26 protein-coding genes are annotated in these 24153 nt (G+C 62.3%); 9 read left to right on the top strand and 17 right to left on the bottom strand.

Annotation, left to right across the window (positions count from 1 at the left end; translation table 11 throughout):
• Positions 1-10: 10 nt before the first annotated feature.
• The 8 genes from ACILSE_RS02670 to ACILSE_RS02635 form a co-directional block, all read right to left on the bottom strand.
• Positions 11-262 (bottom strand): FmdB family zinc ribbon protein, encoded by a 252-nt coding sequence (locus ACILSE_RS02670; RefSeq protein WP_395715799.1) that lies wholly within the window; start codon positions 260-262, stop codon positions 11-13.
• 73 nt (positions 263-335) lie between these two features.
• Complete coding sequence (gene rpsN, locus ACILSE_RS02665; RefSeq protein WP_395715798.1) at positions 336-605, bottom strand: 30S ribosomal protein S14; 270 nt, start codon at positions 603-605, stop codon at positions 336-338.
• A gap of 190 nt (positions 606-795) precedes the next feature.
• On the bottom strand, positions 796-1578 hold the full coding sequence (locus tag ACILSE_RS02660) for a thiazole synthase (RefSeq protein ID WP_395715797.1): 783 nt from the start codon (positions 1576-1578) through the stop codon (positions 796-798).
• Positions 1579-1581: 3 nt separating this feature from the next.
• On the bottom strand, positions 1582-1899 hold the full coding sequence (locus ACILSE_RS02655; RefSeq protein ID WP_395715796.1) for a type II toxin-antitoxin system RelE/ParE family toxin: 318 nt from the start codon (positions 1897-1899) through the stop codon (positions 1582-1584).
• Complete coding sequence (locus ACILSE_RS02650; protein WP_395715795.1) at positions 1896-2144, bottom strand: hypothetical protein; 249 nt, start codon at positions 2142-2144, stop codon at positions 1896-1898. Before ACILSE_RS02650 ends, ACILSE_RS02655 begins: the two co-directional genes overlap by 4 nt.
• Before the next feature lie 30 nt (positions 2145-2174).
• Positions 2175-3032: a hydrogen peroxide-dependent heme synthase gene (hemQ, locus tag ACILSE_RS02645; RefSeq protein WP_395715794.1), complete on the bottom strand. Its 858-nt coding sequence runs from the start codon at positions 3030-3032 to the stop codon at positions 2175-2177.
• Between the two features lie 95 nt (positions 3033-3127).
• Entirely contained in the window at positions 3128-4036 is a 909-nt protein-coding gene (locus tag ACILSE_RS02640) for a tetratricopeptide repeat protein (protein ID WP_395715793.1), read from the bottom strand.
• 12 nt (positions 4037-4048) lie between these two features.
• Positions 4049-4453 (bottom strand): Dabb family protein, encoded by a 405-nt coding sequence (locus ACILSE_RS02635; RefSeq protein ID WP_395715792.1) that lies wholly within the window; start codon positions 4451-4453, stop codon positions 4049-4051.
• Between the two features lie 23 nt (positions 4454-4476).
• On the opposite strand from ACILSE_RS02635, the gene ACILSE_RS02630 reads away from it, so the two are divergent.
• The gene (locus ACILSE_RS02630) at positions 4477-5958 is read left to right on the top strand and encodes a PQQ-binding-like beta-propeller repeat protein (RefSeq protein WP_395715791.1); all 1482 of its coding nucleotides are present in this window, start codon (positions 4477-4479) and stop codon (positions 5956-5958) included.
• Positions 5959-5988: 30 nt separating this feature from the next.
• Here the strand turns inward: ACILSE_RS02630 and ACILSE_RS02625 are convergent, their stop codons facing one another.
• Positions 5989-6822 carry a carbon-nitrogen hydrolase family protein gene (locus ACILSE_RS02625; protein WP_395715790.1) on the bottom strand — a complete coding sequence of 278 codons (834 nt, stop codon included), beginning with the start codon at positions 6820-6822 and terminating at the stop codon, positions 5989-5991.
• Between the two features lie 102 nt (positions 6823-6924).
• On the opposite strand from ACILSE_RS02625, the gene ACILSE_RS02620 reads away from it, so the two are divergent.
• On the top strand, positions 6925-7560 hold the full coding sequence (locus ACILSE_RS02620; protein ID WP_395715789.1) for a tol-pal system YbgF family protein: 636 nt from the start codon (positions 6925-6927) through the stop codon (positions 7558-7560).
• A 22-nt stretch (positions 7561-7582) separates the two neighbouring features.
• Positions 7583-9931 (top strand): ComEC/Rec2 family competence protein, encoded by a 2349-nt coding sequence (locus ACILSE_RS02615; protein ID WP_395715788.1) that lies wholly within the window; start codon positions 7583-7585, stop codon positions 9929-9931.
• 15 nt (positions 9932-9946) lie between these two features.
• Here ACILSE_RS02615 and ACILSE_RS02610 read toward each other — a convergent pair whose 3' ends face one another.
• Together ACILSE_RS02610 and ACILSE_RS02605 are read right to left on the bottom strand one after the other, a co-directional pair.
• Complete coding sequence (locus ACILSE_RS02610; RefSeq protein WP_395715787.1) at positions 9947-11149, bottom strand: S1C family serine protease; 1203 nt, start codon at positions 11147-11149, stop codon at positions 9947-9949.
• Positions 11150-11220: 71 nt separating this feature from the next.
• Complete coding sequence (locus ACILSE_RS02605; protein WP_395715786.1) at positions 11221-11640, bottom strand: response regulator; 420 nt, start codon at positions 11638-11640, stop codon at positions 11221-11223.
• 127 nt (positions 11641-11767) lie between these two features.
• Between ACILSE_RS02605 and ispG the strand changes: the two genes are divergently transcribed.
• Entirely contained in the window at positions 11768-13546 is a 1779-nt protein-coding gene (gene ispG / locus ACILSE_RS02600; RefSeq protein ID WP_395715785.1) for a (E)-4-hydroxy-3-methylbut-2-enyl-diphosphate synthase, read from the top strand.
• Here the strand turns inward: ispG and ACILSE_RS02595 are convergent.
• Both ACILSE_RS02595 and ACILSE_RS02590 read right to left on the bottom strand, forming a co-directional pair.
• Positions 13503-14045, bottom strand: coding sequence for an NUDIX domain-containing protein (locus ACILSE_RS02595; RefSeq protein WP_395715784.1), 543 nt, complete (start codon positions 14043-14045; stop codon positions 13503-13505). The two genes, ispG and ACILSE_RS02595, sit on opposite strands and share 44 nt — an antisense overlap.
• On the bottom strand, positions 14038-14352 hold the full coding sequence (locus ACILSE_RS02590) for a hypothetical protein (protein ID WP_395715783.1): 315 nt from the start codon (positions 14350-14352) through the stop codon (positions 14038-14040). Before ACILSE_RS02590 ends, ACILSE_RS02595 begins: the two co-directional genes overlap by 8 nt.
• 65 nt (positions 14353-14417) lie before the next feature.
• Between ACILSE_RS02590 and ACILSE_RS02585 the strand changes: the two genes are divergently transcribed.
• Complete coding sequence (locus tag ACILSE_RS02585) at positions 14418-15287, top strand: FHA domain-containing protein (protein WP_395715782.1); 870 nt, start codon at positions 14418-14420, stop codon at positions 15285-15287.
• On the opposite strand, the gene ACILSE_RS02580 is transcribed toward ACILSE_RS02585, so the two are convergent.
• Positions 15288-16568, bottom strand: coding sequence for an MFS transporter (locus ACILSE_RS02580; RefSeq protein ID WP_395715781.1), 1281 nt, complete (start codon positions 16566-16568; stop codon positions 15288-15290).
• A 96-nt stretch (positions 16569-16664) separates the two neighbouring features.
• The gene (gatB, locus tag ACILSE_RS02575; RefSeq protein WP_395715780.1) at positions 16665-18134 is read right to left on the bottom strand and encodes an Asp-tRNA(Asn)/Glu-tRNA(Gln) amidotransferase subunit GatB; all 1470 of its coding nucleotides are present in this window, start codon (positions 18132-18134) and stop codon (positions 16665-16667) included.
• A 110-nt stretch (positions 18135-18244) separates the two neighbouring features.
• On the opposite strand from gatB, the gene ACILSE_RS02570 reads away from it, so the two are divergent.
• The gene (locus tag ACILSE_RS02570; protein WP_395715779.1) at positions 18245-18508 is read left to right on the top strand and encodes a hypothetical protein; all 264 of its coding nucleotides are present in this window, start codon (positions 18245-18247) and stop codon (positions 18506-18508) included.
• Between the two features lie 252 nt (positions 18509-18760).
• On the opposite strand, the gene ACILSE_RS02565 is transcribed toward ACILSE_RS02570, so the two are convergent.
• Both ACILSE_RS02565 and trpD read right to left on the bottom strand, forming a co-directional pair.
• Positions 18761-19636, bottom strand: coding sequence for a hypothetical protein (locus tag ACILSE_RS02565; RefSeq protein ID WP_395715778.1), 876 nt, complete (start codon positions 19634-19636; stop codon positions 18761-18763).
• Positions 19637-19755: 119 nt separating this feature from the next.
• A complete protein-coding gene (trpD, locus tag ACILSE_RS02560) occupies positions 19756-20793 on the bottom strand; it encodes an anthranilate phosphoribosyltransferase (protein ID WP_395715777.1) in 1038 nt (345 codons plus the stop codon).
• A gap of 100 nt (positions 20794-20893) precedes the next feature.
• Here trpD and ACILSE_RS02555 point away from each other — a divergent pair, with 100 nt between their 5' ends.
• The 3 genes from ACILSE_RS02555 to pdxA are packed head-to-tail and all read left to right on the top strand — an operon-like array spanning position 20894 to position 24137.
• Positions 20894-21766 carry a hypothetical protein gene (locus tag ACILSE_RS02555; protein WP_395715776.1) on the top strand — a complete coding sequence of 291 codons (873 nt, stop codon included), beginning with the start codon at positions 20894-20896 and terminating at the stop codon, positions 21764-21766.
• A 44-nt stretch (positions 21767-21810) separates the two neighbouring features.
• A complete protein-coding gene (locus ACILSE_RS02550; RefSeq protein WP_395715775.1) occupies positions 21811-23082 on the top strand; it encodes a DUF1552 domain-containing protein in 1272 nt (423 codons plus the stop codon).
• Positions 23083-23141: 59 nt separating this feature from the next.
• Positions 23142-24137, top strand: a complete 996-nt coding sequence (gene pdxA, locus ACILSE_RS02545; RefSeq protein ID WP_395715774.1) for a 4-hydroxythreonine-4-phosphate dehydrogenase PdxA — start codon at positions 23142-23144, stop codon at positions 24135-24137.
• Positions 24138-24153 lie beyond the last annotated feature (16 nt).

Raw genomic sequence — 24153 nt, 5'->3', positions numbered from 1 at the left:
GCGTCGGGCCTTACAGCTTCTCGTAATTCCCATCACAACGTTTTTCGAGGATGGTGAAGCCGGCGGCCTTGGCGTCGGAGACAGAGAGAGGTTTGGTGATCTTCGGCGTGCTGAAGGTGGAAATCAGCTTCTTCACCGGCTGCTTGCATAGAGGACAAACTTCCAAGGCGGGCCTGCTCATTGGACGACGCAGGTCGAATCCTCTGCGGCAGGCAGCGCATCCCTTTTCGGGAGCTTCCGCGATGTAGGAGTAGGTAGGCATGAGGTCGTCGATGCGCAGCCTCTCTCCAGGCGGCCGGCAGAAAAACGCCGGACCGCCAGTTCGGACGAGGGGATTACCAACTGGACTTCGTCACACCAGGAATCATGCCCTGGGAGGCGAGTTCGCGGAAAGTCATACGCGACATCTGGAAGCGGCGGATGAAAGCACGACGGCGGCCGGAAACACGGCAACGGTTGGTGAGGCGCGTCGGGCTTGCGTCACGGGGAAGGAGGGAGAGGCCGACGTAGTCGCCCTTCGCCTTCAATTCAGCGCGAAGCTTTGCGTACTTTTCGACGGTTTTACGTTTGCGCTTTTCGCGCTCGAGCCAGCATGTTTTTGCCATAGGGGCGCGGAGTCTGCCCCAAAGCCCCTGATTGGCAAGTTAAATTTCCGCTGGCGGAGAGGGCATTTCACGCTAAATCCCCGGCCACTATGGTCATCTTTTCTGGAATGGTTCTCGCCGGCTGCCTCCTGTTTCTCGGGGTTCTCGTTTTCACCTACCTCGCCAAGGGCTGAGAGCGGCTTCTGAGAACTTATTGATAAAGGAAAGTCGTCAGCGGGCTTGTCGCCGAGGCTTCTTCTGTGCCCTCGCTAAGACCGATCTCATAGGCGCTACGACCGGCCTCCACGGCCATTTTGAAGGCCTGCGCCATGCGCACAGGATCGGAGGCCACGGCGATGGCGGTGTTCACCAGGACAGCATCCGCCCCCATTTCAAATGCCTCCGCCGCGTGGCTTGGCGCGCCAATGCCCGCATCCACCACGACCGGAACCGTGGCCTGGGTGAGGATGATCTCGATCTGCCGGCGCGTCGTGATGCCCTGATGCGAGCCGATGGGAGACCCGAGTGGCATCACGGTGGCGGTGCCCACATCCTGAAGACGGCGGGCCAAAACAGGGTCGGCATTGATATAAGGCAGAACGGTGAAGCCCTCCTTCACGAGGATTTCGGCTGCCTTCAACGTCTCAATCGGGTCCGGCAGCAAGTAGCGGGGGTCGGGGTGGATCTCTAGCTTCACCCAGTTCGGCAGACCGGCGGCGACCGCGAGCCTGGCGAGGCGGACGGCCTCCTCGGCATTCATCGCTCCGCTCGTGTTTGGCAGCAGGAGGACGTTTTTCGGGATGAAGTCGAGGATGTTGGCAAAGGGATCCCCCTTCCCGGTCAAATCCGCCCGGCGCAGCGCCACGGTCACGATTTCCGTCTCGGAGGCGATGATCGCATCACGCATGAGTTCGCCGCTCGCAAATTTTCCGGTCCCGAGCATGAGTCGGGAGTTGAACTGGCGGTTGGCGATGGTGAGGGGCTGATTGGACATGCTCTAGGGAGAAAAACGTTGGTCGATTCTTTCAGCAATGCCATGCGGATCACGGCGGTGATCCTGCACGGCTCGCACCAGCACCTCTGAACCCGCCATTATCTCATAGTAAACGACAAAGTAAGGAAACCTGCCGCGTGAGATCACCTGGCGGTAGATTCCCCGGCTTTGCGGGTGGATTCCAGCCTGGGTTGACAGCCGGCGCAGACAATCAATGAGAAATTCCTCCACCTCGGCTCCTAGCCCGGGTTCCTGGTCGTCATAGAAGTCCGCTGCCTCCGCAATGTCTGCCTCGGCGGCCAGATCGACAATGACCTTCATGACCGGGCGGATCTGCGTGCGCGCAGGCGGTCTGCTACCTCGTCCAGAGGCAGGGCCGCGCTTTCCCCGGCGTTCAGGGCGGCCTTGCGTTTATCGAGCATTTCCCAAGGCCATGGCAGTCCGGCCCACTTCCCATCCTCACTTTCGACACGCAAAACCTCCTCCAGCAGAAGCCTGTCCTCGACAGAGAGTTCGTCGATGCGGCCTTTGAGTTCAGCAACCGGGGCTGGAAGCGTGGCAGTCATGCGTCAAGACTAGTCTGCGGGCTGGCCAAATCAACTCAGCATCACCCGCTGCAGCAGCTCGGCCGTCGGCGTCTGGATGCCGATGTAGAAGTCGCCGAACTCGCCATACTGGGCAGTCACTTCGTCAAAACGCATTTCATAGACGATGCTTTTGATCTGGAACACGTCGTGCGCGAAGAGCGTCACGCCCCACTCGTAGGCATCGAGGCCGGTGGAGCCTGTGATCAACTGGCGGACCTTGCCAGCATACTTGCGGCCGGTCTTGGCGTGGCCGCCCATGAGCTCGCGGCGCTTCGCGAATTCGTTCGCATACCAGTTCGCGCCCACATTGCGGCGCTTGCTCATCGGGTAGAAGCAGAACACCTGCCAGTCCGGCATGTTCGGATAGAGGCGGTCGTTGTAATACTTCGTCATGTGGCCCTTCCACTCCGCGAGGCGTTTCTCGAAGGCCTCCGTGCCCGGCACCAAGTTTTCCGCCTTCTCGATCTGCGCTTTGAACTCATCCTCCGTCTGAGAATATTCGGTCCATTCCGTCATTGAAAGGTAGCTGTAGGTCGGAGTCAGGACGTCAGGTCCGAGCGCCAAGCTGAGCTGCTTCTCAAACTTCTGCGAGTCATGCAGGTCGGGCGTGATGAGCATGAAACCGAGCTCCGATTTCGGAGAAACCATCGCGAAGGCGAGCAACTGCGTGCCTGGATGCCTGCGGATCGCTTCGATGGTGCGCGTGAAGTTCTCCCGCCGCTCCTGCCGCTCCTCCGGCGTCAATGCCGCCCAGTAGCCGTGGTCGATGTTGAAAAACAGGTGCTGCACGGTCCAGCCCTCCTGCGCGATGAGCGGTTTGGATTCTGTGGGGCCGTTGGAGGTCGGGAACGAGGTCGGGATGAGCATGGTCGGCTTGGATGGGGTGCGCCTTCCATACGCTGGAAATCCAGCGGCTCAACGAACGATCCTTGGCTTTTGCTGCGCTTGCGTCACGGAAAACGTCACTTCTTGTCCGCAGCCAAGCCAAGAGACCGGATGGATTCCTCAGCCGCCTTCGCGTCATCCGTGCCGGGCACGGCTTTGATGATTGCTTGAAGCCGTTTGAGCGCGTCCGCCTTGTCACCAAGCTCGGCGGAGGCGCGGGCGATGTTGTGCTGCACGATCCAGTCACGCGGCGCGGCCTTCTCGGCACGCAGCAGATATTCCCGCCCTTCCTTCCATTCTCCGCGATAAAGATGGCGGATCGCGGCGAAGTTGAGCAACTCGACATTTTCGGGCGCGAGTTCGAGCGCCTTCAGCGCGCAGTCCTGCGCGGCCTTGTCCGTGTCATCCTTCTCGAAGCTGTACAGCCAGCGAATGCGCGCCTTGACCTCATCCAGGGCCTTTTTGAGCGGATCGCCGTCAATCTTCGCATTGTCGATCCAGCGCAGCGACTTCGGGTCTTTGGCCGTCATGGCCAGCAGGTCGAGCGCGGCGTTTTTCACCGTTCCCGTGTCTTTTCGACGTTGTGCCATGGCCATGCGGCCCACGAGGATGTCGAGACGTTGAGGGAACTTCTTCGCCGCCGCCTCAAGGATGGCCTCGGCACGCCGGATCACCTCTGGATCGGGCCCTTCCGCGATGGAGCCGACCTGTTTTCCCGTTTTCGGATCCGTCAGCACCGCGATGGCATCTTTCTGATCTCCCGCCACGATGTTGACCATCTGCGCAGCCTTCATCAAGGCATTGGCCGGCAGGATGTAGGCATCTGGATTGTCGGGCTCCTGCTTGATCCATTCCGCGTGACGTTTTTCGATCTCGGCGACGCCACGATGCTTTTCGCAGAACTCGTTCACGCGTTCGCTGAGCAGCCGCAGGTCGGCGGCGAGGCACGATGCGGCACCGAGCAGCAGGTAGAGGAGGTGCTTCATGAAAAAATGGGCTTACTCACAGCCGATATCATACACCTGCACCTTCTTCGCGATCGGCAGGAGCGTCTCCTTCACGGCTTTTTGATGCACCGGATGCTTCTCATAGGCGTCCATGTCCGCCTTGCTGGCAAAGCGCATCACAAAGCCCACGTCGAAGCTGTCATCGACGATCGGACGCTCGCTCGCCACGGTGGTGCCGACGCTGAGGTGCTGGATCTCTTTGATCTCGGCCTGGAACTTCCGCGCGGTGGCGATCAACGTGGCGCGATCAGCGGCGTTGCCGGGACGCTTCAGCCACACGAGCACGATGTGCTCGACTTTGCCCTTGGCGGTCATCTTGCAGCCGAATGGGCAGGTGGTGCAGGAGCTCAAAAACAGCGAAACAGCGGCGGTGAGGATGAGAGTGGCGTTCTTCATGGCGTTCAGTAGCCTGACACAACATGAAAAATCCGTCGAGACTGTTTCTGCTGCTTTTCGCCTTCTCCGCCTGCGCCGCGCAGGAGGCCTTTGACCGCCTGACCTTCCACGCGGCACCGAAGCCGCTCTCAAAAGATGCGAAGGCGAGCGACTGGCCGCGCGTGCTCGGCCCCACCGACGATGCAATCTCGCCGGAGACGCATCTGTCGAAAAAATGGGCCGCAGGCGAGCCGAAGGCCGTGTGGGAGGTCGCAATGGGCGAGGGCTACAATTCGCCCGCCATCAGCGGTGATTATTGCGTGATCTTCCACGCGCTCGAAGGCAAGGAGACCATCGAATGCCTGCATCGCGAGACCGGAAAACGCTTCTGGTCCCACGAGTATCCGATCTCGTATCAGGACCGCTACGGCTTCGGAAATGGCCCGCGTGGCAGCCCGGTGATCGCCGATGGCATCGTGGTGACGTATGGCGTGACGAGCGAGCTGCGGGCGCTTGATCTGAAAACGGGCAAGCTGCTCTGGAAACACGACCTGCGCACCGAGATGCACGTGCCGCAGGATTTCTTCGGCGCGGGCGGCACGCCGCTCATTCTTGATGGTCGTGTCATTCTCAACGTCGGCGGCAAAAAAGGCCCGATCGACGACTCCGAAGGCCTGCGTGATCGCAAAGAGCGACTTGCTGAGCCCGGCGTGAGCGTGGCGGCCTTCGATTTGAAGAGCGGAGACATCGTGTGGAAGGTCGAGGACGCGTGGGGCGCGAGTTACGCGTCACCCATTCCCGCAAAGCTGCACGGGCAGCTCAAAGTGCTCGTCTATGCCGGCGGCGAGAGCGATCCAGCCACCGGCGGCCTCATGTGCATCGATCCGGCCAGCGGGAAGCTGCATTCGAAGTTCGCGTGGCGTGATGACGAATACATCCAGGCCATCGGCACCTCGCCCGTGGTCATTCCGGAGAAGAACCGCGCTTTCATCACCACCGCGTATCCGAAGGGCCGCCCGCTCGGGGGCGCGATGGTGGAATACGACGCCGAATTCCAGCCCAAGGAGGTGTGGCAGTCCAAGAAGCTCGGCGTGCACTGGATGAATCCCGTGTATCACGACGGCCATCTCTACGCCATCGACGGCGAGACGGAGCCGAAGTCCCGCCTCGTCTGCGTGAACGCCGACACCGGCGCGGAGGTGTGGGAGCAAAAGATCGAATGGGACGATGCCGAGTTCAGCAAGCAGACCGGCCGCGCCAATCCCGTCCGCCTCAGCATCCTCCGCGCGAGCTTGATGAAGGTCGATGGAGCCTTCCTCTGCCTCGGCGAGATCGGCTCCCTGCACTGGCTCGACCTCAGCCCCGCCGGAGCCAAAGTGATCGCCCAAGCACAGCCCTTTTACGCCCTCAACACATGGAGTCTGCCCGCATTGAGCCACGGCCTGCTCTACGTGCGCCAGCAGCAGAAGGATCTGATGCAGAAAACCGGCGAGCGGATCATTTGCCTCGATTTGAGAGGAGAATGATCATCAAACCGGCCCGCAAGGCCTACCTACTCATTTCTTCATCGCCTCCACCACGAACGGTGCGAACTCGCGGTAGCTCCAGGCGCTTTTGCTGAGGCCCCAGGCGGTGTCTTGTTGGTGATTCGGATCGATTTCGGCGGTGATGAAGTCTTCCTGGTGGCGGCGGCTTTGGACGAGGATCTCGCCGTGCGGGTCCATGACGTAGCTGTCGCCGTAGCCGATGCCAGGATTGCGGGTAATGCCGGATTTGGCGGGATCGAGGACGACGTTGTTGCCGCGGACGAAGTAGATGCTGTTTTCGCAGGCGCGGGCGGCGTGATCGGCACGGACTTTCATGAAGTGGGAGATGAGGCCCTTGTCGCTGATGTAGTTGAAGTGTGGGGCGAAGATGATGCGCGCGCCTTTGAGCGCGAGGATGCGTGCGGGCTCGATGTAGCCGCCGTCAGCGCAGATGAGGACGCCGAACTTGAGGCCGTCGATCTCCCAGACGGGAAAGTCGCGGCCTTGCTTGTGAAACTTCTGGTAGGCGGCGCATTTGCTGTAGAGGCCGAGCTTCTGGCCGTGATGGGCGACGACGACGGTGTTGTAGAGATCGCTGCCACGCAGTTCGTTGAAGCCCGCGATGGCCACAGCGGCGTGGCGGGCGGTGACATCGAGAATGCGCTGCATCTGCGGTGAGTCGGCGGCGAAGGCGCCTTTACGAGCGAGGTCCTCGGTGTCGGGGTAGCCGGTGAAAAAGCACTCGGGAAAGGAGACGATCTTCGCGCCCTCGGCGTCGGCACGTTTGAGGCCCTCCTCGAAGCGGGCGAGATTGTGCTCGAAGTCGCCGGCCCAGGGCTCGAACTGGCAGTGCGCGATTTTCATGCGGTCTTAACGGGCTGGCTCCAGGAGATTTGGCAGAATGGACGAAGTTCCCGCTTGGCGGAAGGAGGCCGCTTTGATAGCGTCGCGTTCTTTACGAAAAAGATGAACCGCGAACTTATCATCCGCCTCTGCCTGGCCGCGCTGGGCATTCTGATCATCATGTTGTTCTGGAACGCACTGAAGGAGGCCAGCGACGGAATGAAGCTGGTCTTTGTGATCGTGGTGGGGGTGGTCGGAGGCATTCTATGCGTGAAGTTTGTGATCCCGTGGATCGGCGACGCGATGGGGGAGGCCATGTTCTCCTCCGGGGAGAAGGTGGAGCAGGACGAGATGACCAAGGCGGCCGCCTGCATCTCGCAGGGCGACTACGCCGGCGCGATCGGCCATTACGAGAAGATGCTGGAGGAAAAACCGGACGACCCCTTCCCCGTGGCGGAAATCGCGAAGATCCACGCCGAACGGCTGCATGACGCGCAAACCGCTCTTCAGGTGTTGTCGGATCATTTGCAGAGCAAGGACTGGCCGGTGGATGACGCGGCCTTCATCATGTTCCGCATCGCCGACCTGCATCTGACCCAGCGGCACGATTTTGAGGCCGCGCGCGACATGCTGGAGCAGGTGATCGGCAATTTCCCGAACACACGCCACAGTGCGAACGCGCACCACAAGATGAGCGAAATCGAACAGGCCCAGTACAAGCTGCTGATGGAGCAGCGCGCGAAGGGGGCGAACGCCTGATGTTTCCAAATCAAAGCGGCCGATGCTCGCCAAGCTCCATTCATGGACACGGGCAAATCCGCTGATGGTGCTGGCCGTGATGGCTGCGGCGGGCATTCTCGCGGCCGAAACGATTCTTTCCACCGCAGCAGCATGGTGCCTGGCTCCGGCCGTGCTCATGCTGGGAGTGGCGCTGTATTCAGGGCGTTCCGGGCTTCTGCCGCCATGCGCGGTCCTGGTGTTTGCTTTCATCCACAGCACCCGGATGGCGGAAACCTTCGGCCACCATTTGAGACTGGCTTTGCAAAAAGCGGACACTCCGCTGCCCGCCACGATCCGCGGCAGCCTGCTGCCGGATTTCGACACGACTGCGGACGGACGGGCGCACGCGCTCTGCACGACACAACAAATCGAGATACCGCAGACCGGCCTTGTGAGCGAACAGCAGGCCGTGCTGCTCGTGCGGCTGCCGCAGGGCGCGCGCTTTCCCGGCGCGGGAGTCTTTGAGCTGCGCGGGGAGATTTACCTGCCGCGCGCCTCGTCGAATCCGGGCGCGTTTGACGCCCAGGAATACGCGCTGCGCATGGGGCGGGTGGCGCGCTTCGAGGCGGAGACCCTGCGCCGTGTGGCTGACAACAACGAGGCGCTCTGGTGCGCTTTTTTGGAGACAGCGGAGCATTGCCGGCGCTGGATCGGGGCCAGGCTCACCCAGGATCTGGAGGATGATCCGGAGACTGCGGCTGTGATCCGAGCGATGGCGCTCGGTGTCTCGGCGGAGGCCGACGAGGAGATTGAGGACGCCTTCCGCAACAGCGGCACGCTGCATGTCTTTGCCGTGAGCGGGCTGCATGTGGCGCTGCTGGGTGTGATCGCGCTGGCCCTGCTGCGCCAGATCGGGCTGCGGCGCGGGTTTTCGCTGTGGTTGATGATCGGCATCGTGTTCGCGTATGCGTTCATCACCGGCTGGCGTCCCTCGGCGGCACGGGCGGCGCTGATGGTTGCCATTTTCATGGGCGCGCCTGCGCTGGACCGCGAGTCCTCGCTGCAAAACAGCCTCGGCGCGGCGGCCCTGGCGCTTCTCGCGGCGGACACGCACCAGCTTTTCATGCCGGGCTTCCAGCTTTCGTTCGTGGTGCTGTGGTTGAGCGTCATCGGCTCCGTGCCGCTGCTGGAGCGGCTCATGCCCTTCACGCGTCTCGATCCCTTTCTGCCGCCGCAGCTCGCCAGCTTCAGGCAGCGGGCATCGAGCCAGTTGCGCCACTGGCTCGCCGCGAATGTGAGCGTCTCCACCGCCGCATGGCTCGGCAGCCTGCCGTTCATCCTCGGCCATTTCCAATCCGTGACGCCTGTGGCGGTGATCGCGAACTGCGTGCTCGTGCCGCTGTCGTTTCTCTGCCTGGGAGCCACCTGCCTGAGCTTGTGCGCGTCGGTGATGCATCTCACCGGGGTGCAAATCATCCTCAACAACGCGAACTGGGCGCTGGCGAAGGCGATGATCGCCTGCGCGGCTTGGTTCGCGGATTTGCCGGGCGCCAATTTCCACTTCCAGCCCAACGCGCCGCGAAACGAAGCGCCCGCCGTGTGGCGCGTGCTCGAGCTGCCGCATGGAGCCGCCGCCAATCATCTGCGAATCGCCGACGCACACTGGCTGCTCGACACAGGAGATGAGACGGGCTTCCGCCGCGTGCTGCGGCCCTACCTGCGCTCCAGCGGCGTCAATTCGATCGCCGGTGTGTTTCTCAGCCACAACGACGCCGATCACGTCGGCGCGATTGAGAAAGTCGTCGAGGTTTTCGGCACGCCGCGCCTGTTCACCAGCACGCAGGAGCCTGGCGGGAGCGACTCGTCGCTTTCCACCCTGCGCAGGGTGATGGACTCACCGCATTCAGCCATGCTGCGGAAGCTGCGGGTCGATGAACAGGTGCTTCTTTCGGATGATCCGGCGTTCAAAATCACCGCGCAATTGCTGCATCCCTCGCAGGAGATTCAAAACGCGCGCGGAGACGACCGCGCCATGGTGCTGATGATGCATCTCGGCCCGTGGCGCGTGCTGTGGGTTAGCGACGCGGGCTGGCTGGCCGAGAAAATCCTCGTAAACAGCGCCGCCGACCTGCGCTGCGACGTGCTGATCCGCAGCCAGCATGAACACGATCTCGCGCCCACGACCGAATTTCTGCTCCGATCACAACCACAGCTCATCATCTGCGGCGGTGATGCGCGCCAACCCGAGGTGAAGATGCCCGAATCACTCCTCCAGCACGCCAAAGCACACCACATCCCGCTGCTGGACACATGGAGCGACGGCAGCGTCGAGATGCGCTTTCAAAAGCATGAGCTGCATGTCTTTCCGGCAGGCAAAGCGGAAAAAATCATCCTGAAACCACGCGGGTGACCTGCGGTGACAGCCTCACGGCGCTGCGTCCGGCCGTGTGCCGAGGCGTGCGATGATGTCGCCCATCTTGTTGTTGCGGATGACCTCCAGCTTCACCTCGCTGCCGGGCGGCTGCGTGCGGATGATCTGCAAAAGATCCCCTGGAGAGCGGAAGGCCATGCCCTGAAACTTGGTGACCACATCCCCGGTGCGCAGGCCCGCCTCGGCGGCGGGCGAGCCGGGGCTGATGTCCGTGATCAAAGCGCCACGGCGTGAGGTGCCCCATACCGGGTCGATTTCCACCGGCTCGCTGCTGACCTCGAGCCCGAGATACCCTTTGCCCGTGGTGCCGCTGACCCCGGCGGCGTTTTTGGTACCTTCCTGGATCTTCGCCATGATGCTGTCCACGACGCTTTTGGCCTCATTGGAAGGCACGGCCAGCCCCACGCCCTGCCAGGCGCGCACGCCCTCGTCCCCGCGGTAGATCGCCACGTTCACACCGATGATCTCGCCGCGGATGTTCACGAGCGGACCACCGGAATTGCCCGGATTGATGACGGTGTCGGTTTGCAGGTAGTCCATCTGGCTGTCGCTGAGATGCCGGTCGCGGGCGCTGATGATGCCCTGCGTGACGGTGCCGCTGAGTCCGAAGGGATTGCCCACGGCGAACACGATCTGGCCCACGCGCGCCTCGTCGGAGTTGGCGAATTTCAGCGCCTGAAAGTCCACGCGATTGCTCTCGATCTTCAGCAGGGCGATGTCGCGGTCAGGACTGGCCCCGAGGATCTGCACCGGGTACTTTTTGTTGTCGTTCGTGGTGATCTGGATCTCCGCCACGCCTTCGATGACGTGGAAATTGGTGACCACATGGCCCTCCTTGCTGATGATCACACCGGAACCGAGGCCGGGCACGACCTGCGTGCGCTCGCCGATCAGTCCAAAGAAAGGATGCCAGCGCATCTCTCCCGGCCGGACGGTCTTTGTCGTCACGCTGACGACGGAGGGCAGAACGGCAGCGGAAAGCTTGGTAAACTCGTCATTCAGACGGCTTATCAGCGGCAGTTCGTCGAGCGCCAGCTTCGACTTCTCCGGCGCGGTGAACTTCGCGGCGGTTGGTTTCTCACCGCTCAGGAAGTCGGACAGGCCATACCCCTCGCTGTCATGCCGCCACCATGAAAACAGCATTGCGGCCAGGATGAAAATGAGCGCGGTGAACAGCAGGCGGCGGATGTTTTCCATGACGAAAAATGCGCCAGCGGCGGAGAACTTCCAAGATCAAACTTCCATGACATGCCTTCGAGGCAGCCGGCTCACGCTGCTTTTTTCGGGCAGATGATGATGAGCTTCTGGCGCGGAGCGGGAGGAGCGGGGGGCTCGGTCAGAGCACGGCTGATCGCGCTGGTGATCTCCTCGGGCTGGAAGGGTTTCGTCACATAATCACACGCGCCACGACGGATCGCCGTCACGATGTCCCTCGTCTCGGAACAGGCGGAAACCATGACGAAACGCGTGCCGGGGGATGCCTCCCGGGCTTCGCGAATGATTTCCAGGCCGTCCACATCGCCGAGACGACGATCCACCAGTGCCACCTCGGGATTCAGCTCGCGGATGGCGTCCAACCCCGCGCGTCCGTTGTCGAAGGCCATCACATCGTGCCCTTCAGACTGGCAGAGGGTGGAGAGCAGCTTCAGGACAGGTGGATGATCTTCAATAACAACGACATTTGCCATAATGAGTCGATTTTTAGCATGCGCGGCCTTGCACGGCAAGGCACATGTAAGAAACTTGTAATGAGCAGCTGCGCCCGACGGCTTCCCATTTGCGCCTTTGGCTTCAATCCGTCATTCTAGCGCCCCCATGACTTCCGCCCAGCTTCGTTACTGCCCTGATCTCTACAACTACCAGCGCCGCGAGACGCGCCCGGTCATGGTCGGCAAAGTGCAGATCGGCGGCGGCGCTCCCATCGTCGTGCAAAGCATGCTCACCAGCGACACGCGAGACGCCGAGGCCTGCGTGAAGGAGGCGCTCGGACTCGCCGAGGCGGGCTGCCAGATCGTCCGCGTCACCGCGCAGACGCGCATCATCGCCGAAAACCTCCAGCACATCCGCGACGGCCTGCGCAAGGCCGGTTGTGATGTCCCGCTGGTCGCCGACATCCATTTCAAGCCGGACGCCGCGATGGAAGCGGTGAAGTGGGTCGAAAAGGTCCGCGTGAATCCCGGCAACTACGCCGACAAGAAGAAGTTCGCGGTCAAGGAATACACCGACGAGGAATACGCCGCCGAGGTTGCCTACATGGAGGAGCAGTTCGTCCCCCTCGTGAAGGAATGCATCCGCCTCGGCCGCGCCATGCGCATCGGCACGAATCATGGATCACTCAGCGACCGCATCATGAACCGCTGGGGCGACACGCCGCTCGGCATGGTCGAGAGCGCCCTCGAGTTCGCCCGCATCGCCCGTGCGCAGGGCTACCACAACTTCCTGTTCTCGATGAAGGCCAGCAACCCGAAGGTCATGATCGAGGCATATCGTCTGCTCGTCGCGCATCTGAACAAACTCGGCGCGGACTGGAACTATCCGATCCATCTCGGCGTCACCGAGGCTGGCGACGGCGAGGACGGCCGCATCAAGAGCGCCATCGGCATCGGTTCGCTGCTCGCGGATGGCATCGGCGACACCGTGCGCGTTTCACTCACGGAAGACGCAATCTTTGAGATCCCTGTGGCCCAGCAGCTCGTGAAGCCCTACAACGAGGGACTTCCGGCGCAATTTGAGCGCATCCAGAACGCACCGCCGGTCAGCTACGATCCCTTCGACTATGTGCGCCGCGAATCGCAGACAGTCACCGTCAATGGCGTCAAGCTGGGCGGCCACGAAACCGTTCCGGTCTTCACTTCCCGAAAAAAATGGGACGCCGTCGCCCACAAGATCGACAAGCTCGGCGACTACAAGCCGGAGATCGTCATCGAGGACAGCGGCGCGATCGAAATCGACCCGCGTGACGACGCGGCCATCCACAACCTCAACGCCAGTGCTGACGCGAAGCTCGTCACGATCAAAGACGGACTCAAGCTGCCCGTCATCGCCGCCTACCGCCTGCTCGCGGCCAGGATCGACAAAAAGCATCCGATCCTCCTCAAGGACACCCTGCAATCCACCGGCAGCGACGACTTCACCGAGAACCTTCTCGTCGCCGCGACGAACATCGGCTCCTTGCTCTGCGACGGCATCGGCGACGCGGTCATCGTGAACGGCGAGGAAGCGCCCGGCCAGTCCCTGCGCATCAGCTACAACATCCTCCAGGCCGCCGGCGTGCGCATTTTCAAGACCGACTACGTCGCCTGCCCGAGTTGCGGCCGCACGCTGTTCAACCTGCAAACCACGACGCAGAAAATCCGGGCCGCCACCGGCCATCTCAAAGGCGTGCGCATCGCCGTCATGGGCTGCATCGTCAACGGCCCCGGCGAAATGGCCGATGCCGACTTCGGCTACGTCGGCGGCGCTCCGGACAAGATCAATCTCTACGTCGGCAAGACCGCCGTGAAGTTCAACATCCCCGAGGAAGAAGCCGTCGAGCGCCTCATCGACCTCATCAAAGAACACGGCCGCTGGTTTGATGCGCCCGCATCCGCCTGACGGCCTCGGCGTTTGATTCAAAGGCGAAATCGGCGAGCGGCACCTCATCGAGCGGGCAAATCAACGTCTCCATGACCTCGGCGGGGTCGGGATTCAGATCGCCGAAATCAGGGACGCGGGCAACGTAGAACAAGTCAAGCGTGGGCCACACGAAACCCTGGAACAGGTAGCGGTTGTTCAGCGTGCAGACGTAGGTGTAGGCGCTGGCGGGCAGGTCGAGGCCGGTTTCCTCGCGTGTTTCGCGCGCGGCGGCCATCTCGCCGGTTTCCCCGGGTTCGATCACGCCGCCGGGCAAGCCGAGTTTGCCGAGTCCAGGCTCATGAGCACGGCGAATGATCAAGATGCGGTCTTGGGCGTCGAGAATGAGCGCCACGGCGGCAGGAATGGGTGTGATGAAATGGCGGAAGCCGCATCCGGCGCAGACGAACTCGCGGTCGCTCCGGATGATCCAGTCGTTCGCGCCACAATCGCTGCAAAATTTGAAGGGGGACTCAGCCATGCGGCCTCCTGTGCCGCCGATGCGACTGCCATGCCAGCAGAAAGACCAGCACGCAGCCCGCCTTCATCACCAGCAGCCACCACGGCTCCCACCACGCGCCCGTCCGCGCCTCGATGAGATCGGAGACGCCGAACACAGCGAACGCGCACGGCAGCAGCCAGCGCCACGGCCCTGGCATGCGGAGCTTCATCGCGAGCACCAGCGCGATGACGAACCACAGGCAGGCCTCGGCCTGGTTGAAAGCCGCGTGAAACGCGTCCGCCTCCTCGTCGCTCATGCCGGCATCGTCCCAAGGCCGGGCCGCCATGACAAGCCGTGATTTTCTTGGCACGGGCGGCTTCTCTTGCCAGAATGCCGCCCGATTCCAACCTCATGAGCAACAACCTCCTCCAGTCCTGGCTGCGCCTGCCCAACGGGGAGCGCCATGAGCTGAACGGGACCTGCACGATCGGACGCTCGCCGGACAACCACCTGCCGCTGCCGGACAACGAGGTCTCCCGCCGCCACGCCATCATCCAGGCGCAGGGGGAGCGCGAATTCTGGCTGGTCGATCTCGGCAGCGCGAACGGCACCTACGTGAACGGCCGCCGCCTGTCGCAGTCCGTCCGCCTTCACAACGGCGACATCATCCGCATCGCCAGCAACGAGCTGGAGTTCGCCACGGAGATTCTCAGCGCCATGCATCCGGCCGGTAAGCAGGCGATGGCCTCCACGATGATCCACATCCGGCAGGCGCAGTGCTGGTTCATGGTGGCGGACATCATCGGCTCCACGAAGCTCGCGCAAACCCTCTCCGCGTCCGAATATCCGCGCATGACGGGCAGTTGGTTCAAGAACTGCCGCCAGATCATCGACGACTGCGGCGGCCACATGTCCAAGTATCTCGGCGACGGCTTCTTCTGCTACTGGGACGACACGGACGACAGCGCGATCCAGGTGCGCCAGGCCGTGGCACGGCTGCACGAGGCGCAGTTCAAAGCAAGCCCGCCCTTCCGTCTAGTGCTGCACTTTGGCGCCGCCGCGCTCGGTACCGTGCCGACGATGAACGAGCTGAACCTGCACGGCCCGGAGGTGAATTTCGTCTTCCGCATCGAGAAAGTGGCCTCGTCGCTGAAGCAGTCCGTGCTTTTCAGCGAGGCCGCGATGAACCGCATGCAGGCGGAGAACGAGGTGCGTTTCGTCGGCGAATGCGGCGTGGAAGGCTTCTCCTCGAAGTGCAAGTTTTACACGCCAGCGGCGTGATCACTCCAGCGCGCTCGCCGTGCCGTCAGCCTGCTCCGGCTCCGAAGGTAGCATGAGCGAGATGAAGGCGGCGGGGATGAAGAGAAAGCTCGCGCAAAGCATCGCCGCGCGCACATCGGGGATGGTTTGATACACGCCGAAAAAGACCGTGCCGCCCGCGGCGATGATGCGGCCGAAGTTGTAGCAGAATCCGGCGCCGGTGGTGCGCAGCAGCGTGGGGAAGAGCGGCGGCAGGCACATCGTGAACAAACCGAACACGCCCTGGCAGGCGCCGATGAGCGCGAAGAGCCACAGCGTCGCGCTCCAGCTCCACGTCCAGTAAAACGTGGCGAACATGACGGCAAAGTAGGCCAGCAGCATCCAGAAGATCGTGTTCCGATAGCCCATGAGCTTCGCTAGGCCGCCGGCGATGAAATTTCCGATGATGGAGCCGAACATGATCCACATCAGCGCCGCGCCCGCGGCCTCCGCCTGGCCTTGTTTGGTCATCGCCATGACCTCGGGCAGTTGCTTCACGACTTTCGCCTGCCAGAACAGGAAGGCCCAGTGCGCGGTCAACGACACGCCGCAGATGATCAGCACGCGCCATGTCGTGCCGCGCACGGCGGGGCCGAACAGCTCGCTGACGCGCGGCGCGGCCTGCTTGCCACGCGCTTCCTCCCATGTGTCCGTTTCCGGCACCGCCTTGCGGATCCACACGGTGATCAGCGCGGGCAGGATGCCGACGAGGAACAGGTATCTCGGCTCCTGGCCGGACAGGATCCAATGCGCGAGCACGGCGAGCAGCACGCCGAAATTCACCGCGCTCTGCAGCACCGCCGCGATCCACGGCCGCCATTTCTTCGGCCAGGTTTCAGACAGCAGCGACGCGCCCACCGCCCACTCGCCGCCGATGCCGAGCGCGGAGAGGAAACGGCACAGCATGAGGTGCCACCACTCCGTGGCGAAGTAGGACAGGCCGGTGAACAGCGCGTAGGTCAGGATCGTGAGCATCAGCGCCTTGCTGCGCCCGAGCAGATCGCCAATGCGGCCGAAGAAACCGCCGCCGACCGCCCAGCCGACCAGAAACGCGGCCTGGATGATCGAACCCTTCACGCCCACGTCCGGCGCGTCCTGCGGAAGGTTCATCAACTGCGCCACGAACACGGTCCACACCAGTGTGTAGAGGTGCATGTCGAGTCCGTCGAAGAGCCATCCAAGCCAAGCGGCGATGCCGGACTTCCATTGATGCGGCGAGAGATCGCGCAGATGCTTGATTTCTTGGGTGGCTGGCTGGCTCATGCGGGCGCGAGTCTTTCGCAGGCCGCCCGGAATGGCAAGCTCTTTGCCCCCGTTCGTCATTCCTCATTCTGATTTCGTCATTGCCGCGCAGCCGCCCTATCCCAGAACCTTCTTTCGCACGATCTCCGTGACCATCTTCGGGTTCGCCTTGCCCTGGCTGGCCTTCATGGCCTGGCCGGTGAACCAGTTCATGGCCTTCTCGTTGCCGCCTTTGACCTCGGCGACCTTGTCCGGGTTCGCGGCGAGAATTTGCTCCACGATGGCCTCCAGAGCACCCGTGTCGCTGACCTGCTCGAAGCCTTTGGCCTTGATGATCTCGGCGGCCGGTTTCCCGGTCTCGAACATCTCGGCGAAGACTTCCTTGGCCTGGTTATTGGAGATTTTTCCAGCCTCCACGGTCGAAACGAGCGCGCTGAGCGCCTCCGGCTTCACCGGGCACTCGCTGATGGTGAGCGAGCGTTCATTCAGCACGCCGAGCAGATCGTTGATGACCCAGTTGGCGATCTTTTTCGCCGGAACTTTCGTGTCGGCTGCCACGGCGGCCTCATACCACGCGGCGAGCTCTTTTTCGCTCGCCAGCACACCGGCATCGTAGGCGCTGCAGCCGTAGTCCTTTTCAAAACGGGCCCGTTTTTCGTGGGGAAGCTCGGGAACGTGCTGTTTCACCTTCGCCACGAGATCGGGCGTGCGCACCGGCAGCAGATCGGGATCGGGGAAGTAGCGGTAGTCGTGCGCGTCTTCCTTCGAACGCATGAGCGTCGTCTCGCCGAGGTCATCATCCCAGCGGCGGGTGCTTTGCACGAGCTTCTCGGGGTTGCGGCCCTCCAGAATGTCGATCTGACGCTCCGTCTCGGCCTTGATGGCGCGACGCACGGCGGACATCGAATTGATGTTCTTCAGCTCGATCTTCACGCCCAGCTCCTTCTGGCCCTCGGGACGCACGGAGATGTTCACGTCGCAGCGCAGGTTGCCCTTTTCCATGTCGGCATCGCTCACGCCGCCGTAGATCAAAATTTGCCGCAGGCTGGTAAGGTAGGCGAAAGCCTCCTCAGCGCTATCGATGTCCGGCTCGCTGACGATTTCCATCAGCGGCGTGCCGGCACGGTTGAAATCGAGCGTGGTGAACTTCTCGTGATGCGTGGATTTGCCCACGTCCTCTTCAAGATGGATGCGCGTGAGCTTCACCACCTTGCCCGGGTTCGCGATGTTCTTCTGCGCATCCTTCGGATACGCGAGATCATACAGCGGCACGCCGCCGCCAAGGCAGAGCGGCAGGTCGAACTGCGTGATCTGGTAGTTCTTCGGCATGTCCGGGTAGAAGTAGTTTTTGCGGTCCCACTTCACCACCGGCGGCGTCGTGCAGCCGAGCATCAGCCCGGTGAGGATCGTCTTCTCGATCGCCGCCGCGTTCAGCACCGGCAGCGCTCCGGGCAATCCCAGGCAGGTCGGGCAGGTGTGCGTGTTCGGCTCCGCGCCATACTCGACCGGGCAGGCGCAGAACATCTTGCTGCGCGTCGTGAGCTGCGCGTGAACTTCGAGGCCGATGGTGACGATGTATTTGGGCATGGCGGAACGGGGCAAGCCAAAGCCGAAATCGCGGACGGATGCAAGGGCGAAGCTGGGAGTGTCCTGAGGAAAGCACTTGGACACCCTGCCCCAAGGGCGTATTTTCACACATGCCCGCCGTCGCCACCCGTGATCTAGCCAGCCTCATTGCCGAGGAAGCCGCCGCGCTTCCGGCGGACAAGCAGTCCTCCGTGCTCGACTATGTGCTGTTCATCAAGCAGCAGTCTGGTGCGAAAATCGAACCCGAGGAGGATGGCGACGCCATTTGGGAACGGCTGCTGTCCGATCCTCAAAAAACCGCCCGGGTCGCCGCCTGGGCTGAGCAGGCGATGAAGGAAGGGCCGGCGGAACCACTCGACATTTCCAGAATGTGAAATCATTGTCGATCGAAGTCTTCTGGCAGCTCTACCGCAAGCTCCCGGAAGATGTCCGCGAACTGGCGCGGAAGAATTACCAGCTGTTCATGACGAATCCCGACCACCCGGGCCTGAATTTCAAAAGCTGCACGGTGCTGGTAATTTCTGGTCTGTGCGCGTCGGTCATGACTATCGGGCTGTGGGACAACGCAACGGTGACACCATCACCTGGCTATGGATCGGCGCGCACGCGGAATACGACCGCATGTTTTAATTCAAGCGCACCGGCTGCGGGCGCTGATAAACGACGGAATCCATCGCTTGTTCAAGCGCCAATCCGCTGAGCACCGGCGCCAAATCGGGATGATTGGCGGCCGCCTCGACTTTTTTCATCTGCATGAGGCCGGCGAAGTCCTGGGTTTCGATGGCCTTCCGCACCGCCGGGTCGTAGCCGAGCTCGACGATCATCGGATGATTCAGCGCGGTGGCGGCGGCGGGGCTCTGCGCGGCGAGGCGCTGCCACATGCTGCCCTCCGGCCAGAGAATGAGCAGACGCGCCAGATTGGCAGTCGCCTTGAGGTCGTAGGGATCGAGCTTCGTCGCCAGCTTGCCGATGGGCGTGCCGTCCATGCGCTGGCTGATGCTATGCCACCAGGATTTGGCCTGGCTCTCGAGCGCGCCGCCTTTTTTCATCATCTCGGCGGCGCTTACCATGCCTTCGAGGTTGCCCATGAGACGCAGCACCATGGTGGCGATCCACAGCAGCGCCCCGGACGGCAGGAAGCTCATCAGCATGCCCTTCCAGCCCGCCGCGCCGCCGGTGAGCTTCATGAAGCCGAACCCGGCCAGCAGGAACAACCCGCCTTTGCACAAAAAGTACGTCAGCAGCCCGGCGGCGGCGCAAAGCAGCATCAGATGGTCCGTGCTCATCTGCGACGCGCCGAAGAGCTGCGTGCGATGGCGGAAGACGTAATATGCAGCTCCGACGGACACGGCCAAGGTCAGCACGCGCATGATCTGCTGCATCACGCCCTTCACAAAAGCGATGCCGGCCGCGAAGCACATGAAGCCGATGGTGCCCCACGTCACCCAGGTGCTGGAGGGCACTTTTTGGACGGTTTCGAGCACTTCGGCGGTCGTGGGCATACGTCACACCGTAACCTTTTCCGCCGTGCTGTCTCGCAGGAAAATGACGAATGAAGAATGTCCGCCACCTTCAGGCGCTCATTCGGTATTCCTCATTCTGGTTTCGTCATTGTCGTCTCTCAGCACAAATCCTGCATCGCACGCAGCTTCGCATGCGCCGCGCCGCAGGTGAGCAGTTCCTCGGCCAAAGACTTGCCCGCAGGCAGGTCGGCGGCCTTGCCGGTGATCACAAAACCCGCCGCCGCGTTCAGCACGGCGATGTCGCGCTTCGCGCCCTTGATCGTTCCCGCCAGCACGCCTTCAAGAATGGCCGCGTTCTTCGCCGCATCTCCACCGACGAGGTCTTCCAAGGATGATTTGCCGAAGCCGAGTGTCATCGGGTCGATACTCATCTCGCTCAGCCGGCCATCCTTGAGTGCGCAGACCTCGTTCACGCCGAGCGTGGACAGCTCGTCCATCCCCTGCCCCGCCCCGGCGCTGCCATGCACGACCCACGCGCCCTTGCGGCCGAGCTGCACCAGGATTTCGCCAAAGGTACGCGTCAGTTTCGGATCGAACACGCCGATGAGCTGGTAGTCCGGCCGGCCCGGATTCAGCAGCGGCCCCAGCACGTTGAAAATCGAGCGCTGGCCCTCCGCCGCGAGCATCTTCCGCGCCTCTGCCACCGCCTTGAACGCCGGATGATACAGCGGCGCGAAAAAGAAGCCGAGACCGATGGCTTCGATGCCGCGCACCACGCTTTCGACCGGCAGGTCGATCTTGATGCCCAGCGCCTCCAGCACGTCCGCGCCACCCGCCTTCGAAGTGATGCCGCGGTTGCCATGCTTCGTCACGCACACGCCGCCTGCGGCCAGGATAAACATCGCCGTGCTCGAGACATTGAAGAGATGCAGCTTGTCACCGCCCGTGCCAACGACATCGAGCATCGGCCCCGGCAGCTTCGCGCGATCTAGCTTCGGATCCACCGCCAGCTTCAAAAACTCGCGCACAAACGCCGCGATCTCCGCCGGCGTCTCGCCCTTCTTTGCCAGCGCCCGCAGAAAGTCCGCCTTCATCGCCGATCCGACCGCCGGATCGACCAGGCAGGCCGCCGCCTCGGCGATCTGCGCGTCGTTGAGGTTGGTCTTGGAGAGAAGCGGGTTGGTGAGCAATTCCATGCCGCGATTCAATCACCAAAATCCCGGCCTTAAAACCACGAATGTTCACTAATTCTCTACAATGTCAGAATGGCATGACAACACGCGTTCCCACTGCCTCATGAAACAGCTCCTCAGCGTCATTCTCATCGCAGCAGCGCCGTCCTTTGCCGCTGATGTCGAATCCCTCCAAAAGCTCGGTGCCAAGGTCACGCAAACCGCCGGAGTCGTCACGCAGGTGAATGTGAAGTGCGACGCCTTCACCGAGGCCGATTTCAAAACGCTCGGCAGCTTCACCACGATCAAAGATCTCACCATCAGCGGCAAGACGATCACGGATGACATGCTCGCGCTCCTCACCGGCCTCACGGAGCTCGAACGCCTCAGCAGCGACGGCATCCAGCTCACGGACGACGGCTACAAGCACTTCGCGGCCTTCAAGAAGCTCAAATCACTGTCCTTCTTCCACCCTGCGTTTCGCTCGGAAAAATTCACCGGCAGCGGCCTGGCTGAACTGAAGGCGCTGCCAAACCTCGAGCGCCTCACGTTCGCCGGATCCACCGCCGGCGATGCCGCGCTGGAAGCGATCGGCCAGCTCACGCAGCTTAAGGAATTCCGCACCTGGCACACCGCGCAGACACAGGCGGGGAATGCGCCCCTTGCCAAGCTTTCGCTCACCGGTCTGCGCATCGGGCAGCGTCTGCCGGAGTGGGGCAAGGACTCGCCTGTCAGCTTCGACGAATCGACGATGGAGACGATCTCGAAGATCAAGACGCTCGAATCCCTGGAACTCACCGAAGCCCGCCTCACGGCCAAAATCATCCCGCACCTCAAGGCCCTGCCAAAGCTCGCCAAATTGAAGATCGAGACCGTGGACATCTCCGACGCCGACGTGGAGGCGATCAAGGCCGCGCTGCCGAACTGCAAGGTGGACTTCAAACAGATGACCGATGCTGAAAAAGAAGCCCTGCTGACGAAGAAGCTGCGGCTTTGAGTGTCAGACCACCCGCCTCCCGTTCGTTACAGCCAGCCAACGCCATGCACACCGCCACCAAACGCCACCTCGACCGCCGCGCCTTCCTGCGTGGCTCCGGAGCCGTCCTCTCGCTGCCGTTTTTGGAGGCGATGGTGCCCGCTTTCGCAACCCGGGCACAAGCCGCTGTCGCGAATCCGCCGCCGCGCTTCCTGGCGATGTGCGCCACGCTCGGTTTTCACACGCCGTTTCTTTTCCCGCAGGAAACCGGCGCGGACTACGCGCTCACTCCTTATCTTGAGCCGCTGAAGGATTTGAAGGGCGATTTCTCCGTCATCTCCGGCCTGCAGCATGAGGAGCAGAACGGCGCGAACGGCCACACCTCCGAAATGACGTGGCTCACCTCCGCGAAGCATCCCGGCCTCGCCGGTTTCAAGAACACCATCTCCCTCGACCAGCTTATTGCCGAACGCATCGGCTCGCAGACGCGCTTCTCCAGCCTCATCCTCGGCATGGGCAGTGAATCGCTCTCCTGGTCGGCCAGCGGCGTGCCATTGCCGGCGGAAAGCTCGCCTTCCAAGGCCTTCCAGCAGCTTTTTGTTGATGGCACCCCGGCGGAGATTCAGGCGCAGGTGCGCGGACTGAAACGCGGGCGCAGCATTCTCGACACCGTGATGGGGCAGGCGAAAAAACTCCACGGCGAACTCGGCAAACGCGACCAGGAGAAGCTCGACGAGTATTTCAGCGCCGTGCGGGACCTCGAAGGCCGCCTCGTGCAGAACGAGGAATGGGCGCAGAAGCCGAAGCCGAAGATCGACGCCAAGCCGCCCACCGACATCCAGAGCCGCACGGACGCCATCGGCAAAATGAAGCTCATGCAGGACCTCATCGTGCTCGCGCTACAGACCGACAGCACACGCACGATCACCCTGCGTCTCAGCGGCATGAACGCCGTGCCTGAAATCGCCGGCGTGAAGAACGACTGGCACAATCTTTCCCATCACGGCCAGGATCCTGCGAAGATCGACGAGCTGAAAGTCATCGAAACCGCCGAGTTCACCGCTTTCGCCGGATTCCTGGCGAAACTGAAGGCCGCGTCCCTGCTCGACAGCACCGCTGTCATTTTTGGCTCGAACCTCGGCAACGCCAGCGCGCACAGCACCGCAAACATCCCGCTCGTCCTCGCTGGCGGCGGCTTCAAACACGGCCGCCACATCGCCATCGACAAGGAGAAACATGTCTTCTCGAATCTCTTCGTCTCTCTGGCGCAGCGCATGGGCGTCGAGACAGAAAAATTCGGCTTCAGCACCGGCGTGCTCGACATCAATCAGGCGTGAGCGCTTCTTGAGCGCATGAGGGTTGCTGTGATGGCAAAACCCGCCAACATGCGCGCCGCATGCCCAAACCACTCATCGCCGTCACCATGGGCGACCCCGCCGGGGTCGGACCCGAAGTCTGCCTGCAACTCCTTGCCAACGAAGGGGCATGCGAACACGCTACACCGGTCATTTTCGGCGATGCGCGGCTGCTGGCCCGCTGCGCGCGACAAACCGGCCTTGCAGCTCCGAAACGCATCATCAGCGAGATCGAGTGGGCGGAAAAATGCGGTGAGATCAACGAGCCGGCCGTCCTCGATATCTTCGGATTCGACGCGGACGGGTTTGAGCCCGGCAGCGTCAGCGCAAAGACCGGCGCGGCAGGTTTTCGCTATGTTGAAAAGAGCATCGACGCAGCTTTGAAAAAGCAGGTGGCCGCCGTGGCCACCGCGCCCCTGAACAAAGAGGCGCTGCATGCCGCAGGCATCACTTATCCCGGCCACACCGAGATGTTTGCGGAGAAAATGGCCGCGGAACGATCCTGCATGACGTTTTTCTCCGAGGAGATGGTCTGCAGCCTCGTCACGGTGCACATCGGCTATCAGGACGTCGTTCCTGCGTTGACGAGCCGGCGCATCCAAGATGTCATCGAACTCACCGAGGACGCCGTCCGCCGCGTGAAGGGCAAAAAGCCCAAAATCGCCGTCTGCGGACTCAACCCGCATGCGGGAGAGCACGGCCTGTTTGGAAAAGGCGAGGAGGAAAAAATCATCCTGCCAGCCATCGAGGCCGCGCGCGCGAAAGGTATCACGATCGAAGGGCCGCTGCCGCCAGACACGGCCTTCATCGCCAGCAAGCGGCGCTCGGTCGATGCCTACATCTGCATGTATCACGACCAGGCGCTCATCCCGCTCAAGGCGCTGGCCTTCGACACTGCCGTGAACACCACGCTGGGTCTTCCCGTGCCACGCACCAGCGTCGATCACGGCACCGCGTGCGACATCGCCTGGCAGGGGAAGGCGAACGGCCGCAGCCTCGTCGAAGCTGTGCTTCTCGCAGCGAAAATGGCGGCGTGAAGGATCGCGAATGCTG

Source organism: Prosthecobacter sp. (assembly GCF_044236155.1).
In the GTDB taxonomy this organism is placed as follows: Bacteria; Verrucomicrobiota; Verrucomicrobiia; order Verrucomicrobiales; family Verrucomicrobiaceae; genus Prosthecobacter.
The sequence above is the reverse complement of the archived record's forward strand: the minus strand, read 5'-3'. Positions and strand labels throughout refer to the sequence as shown.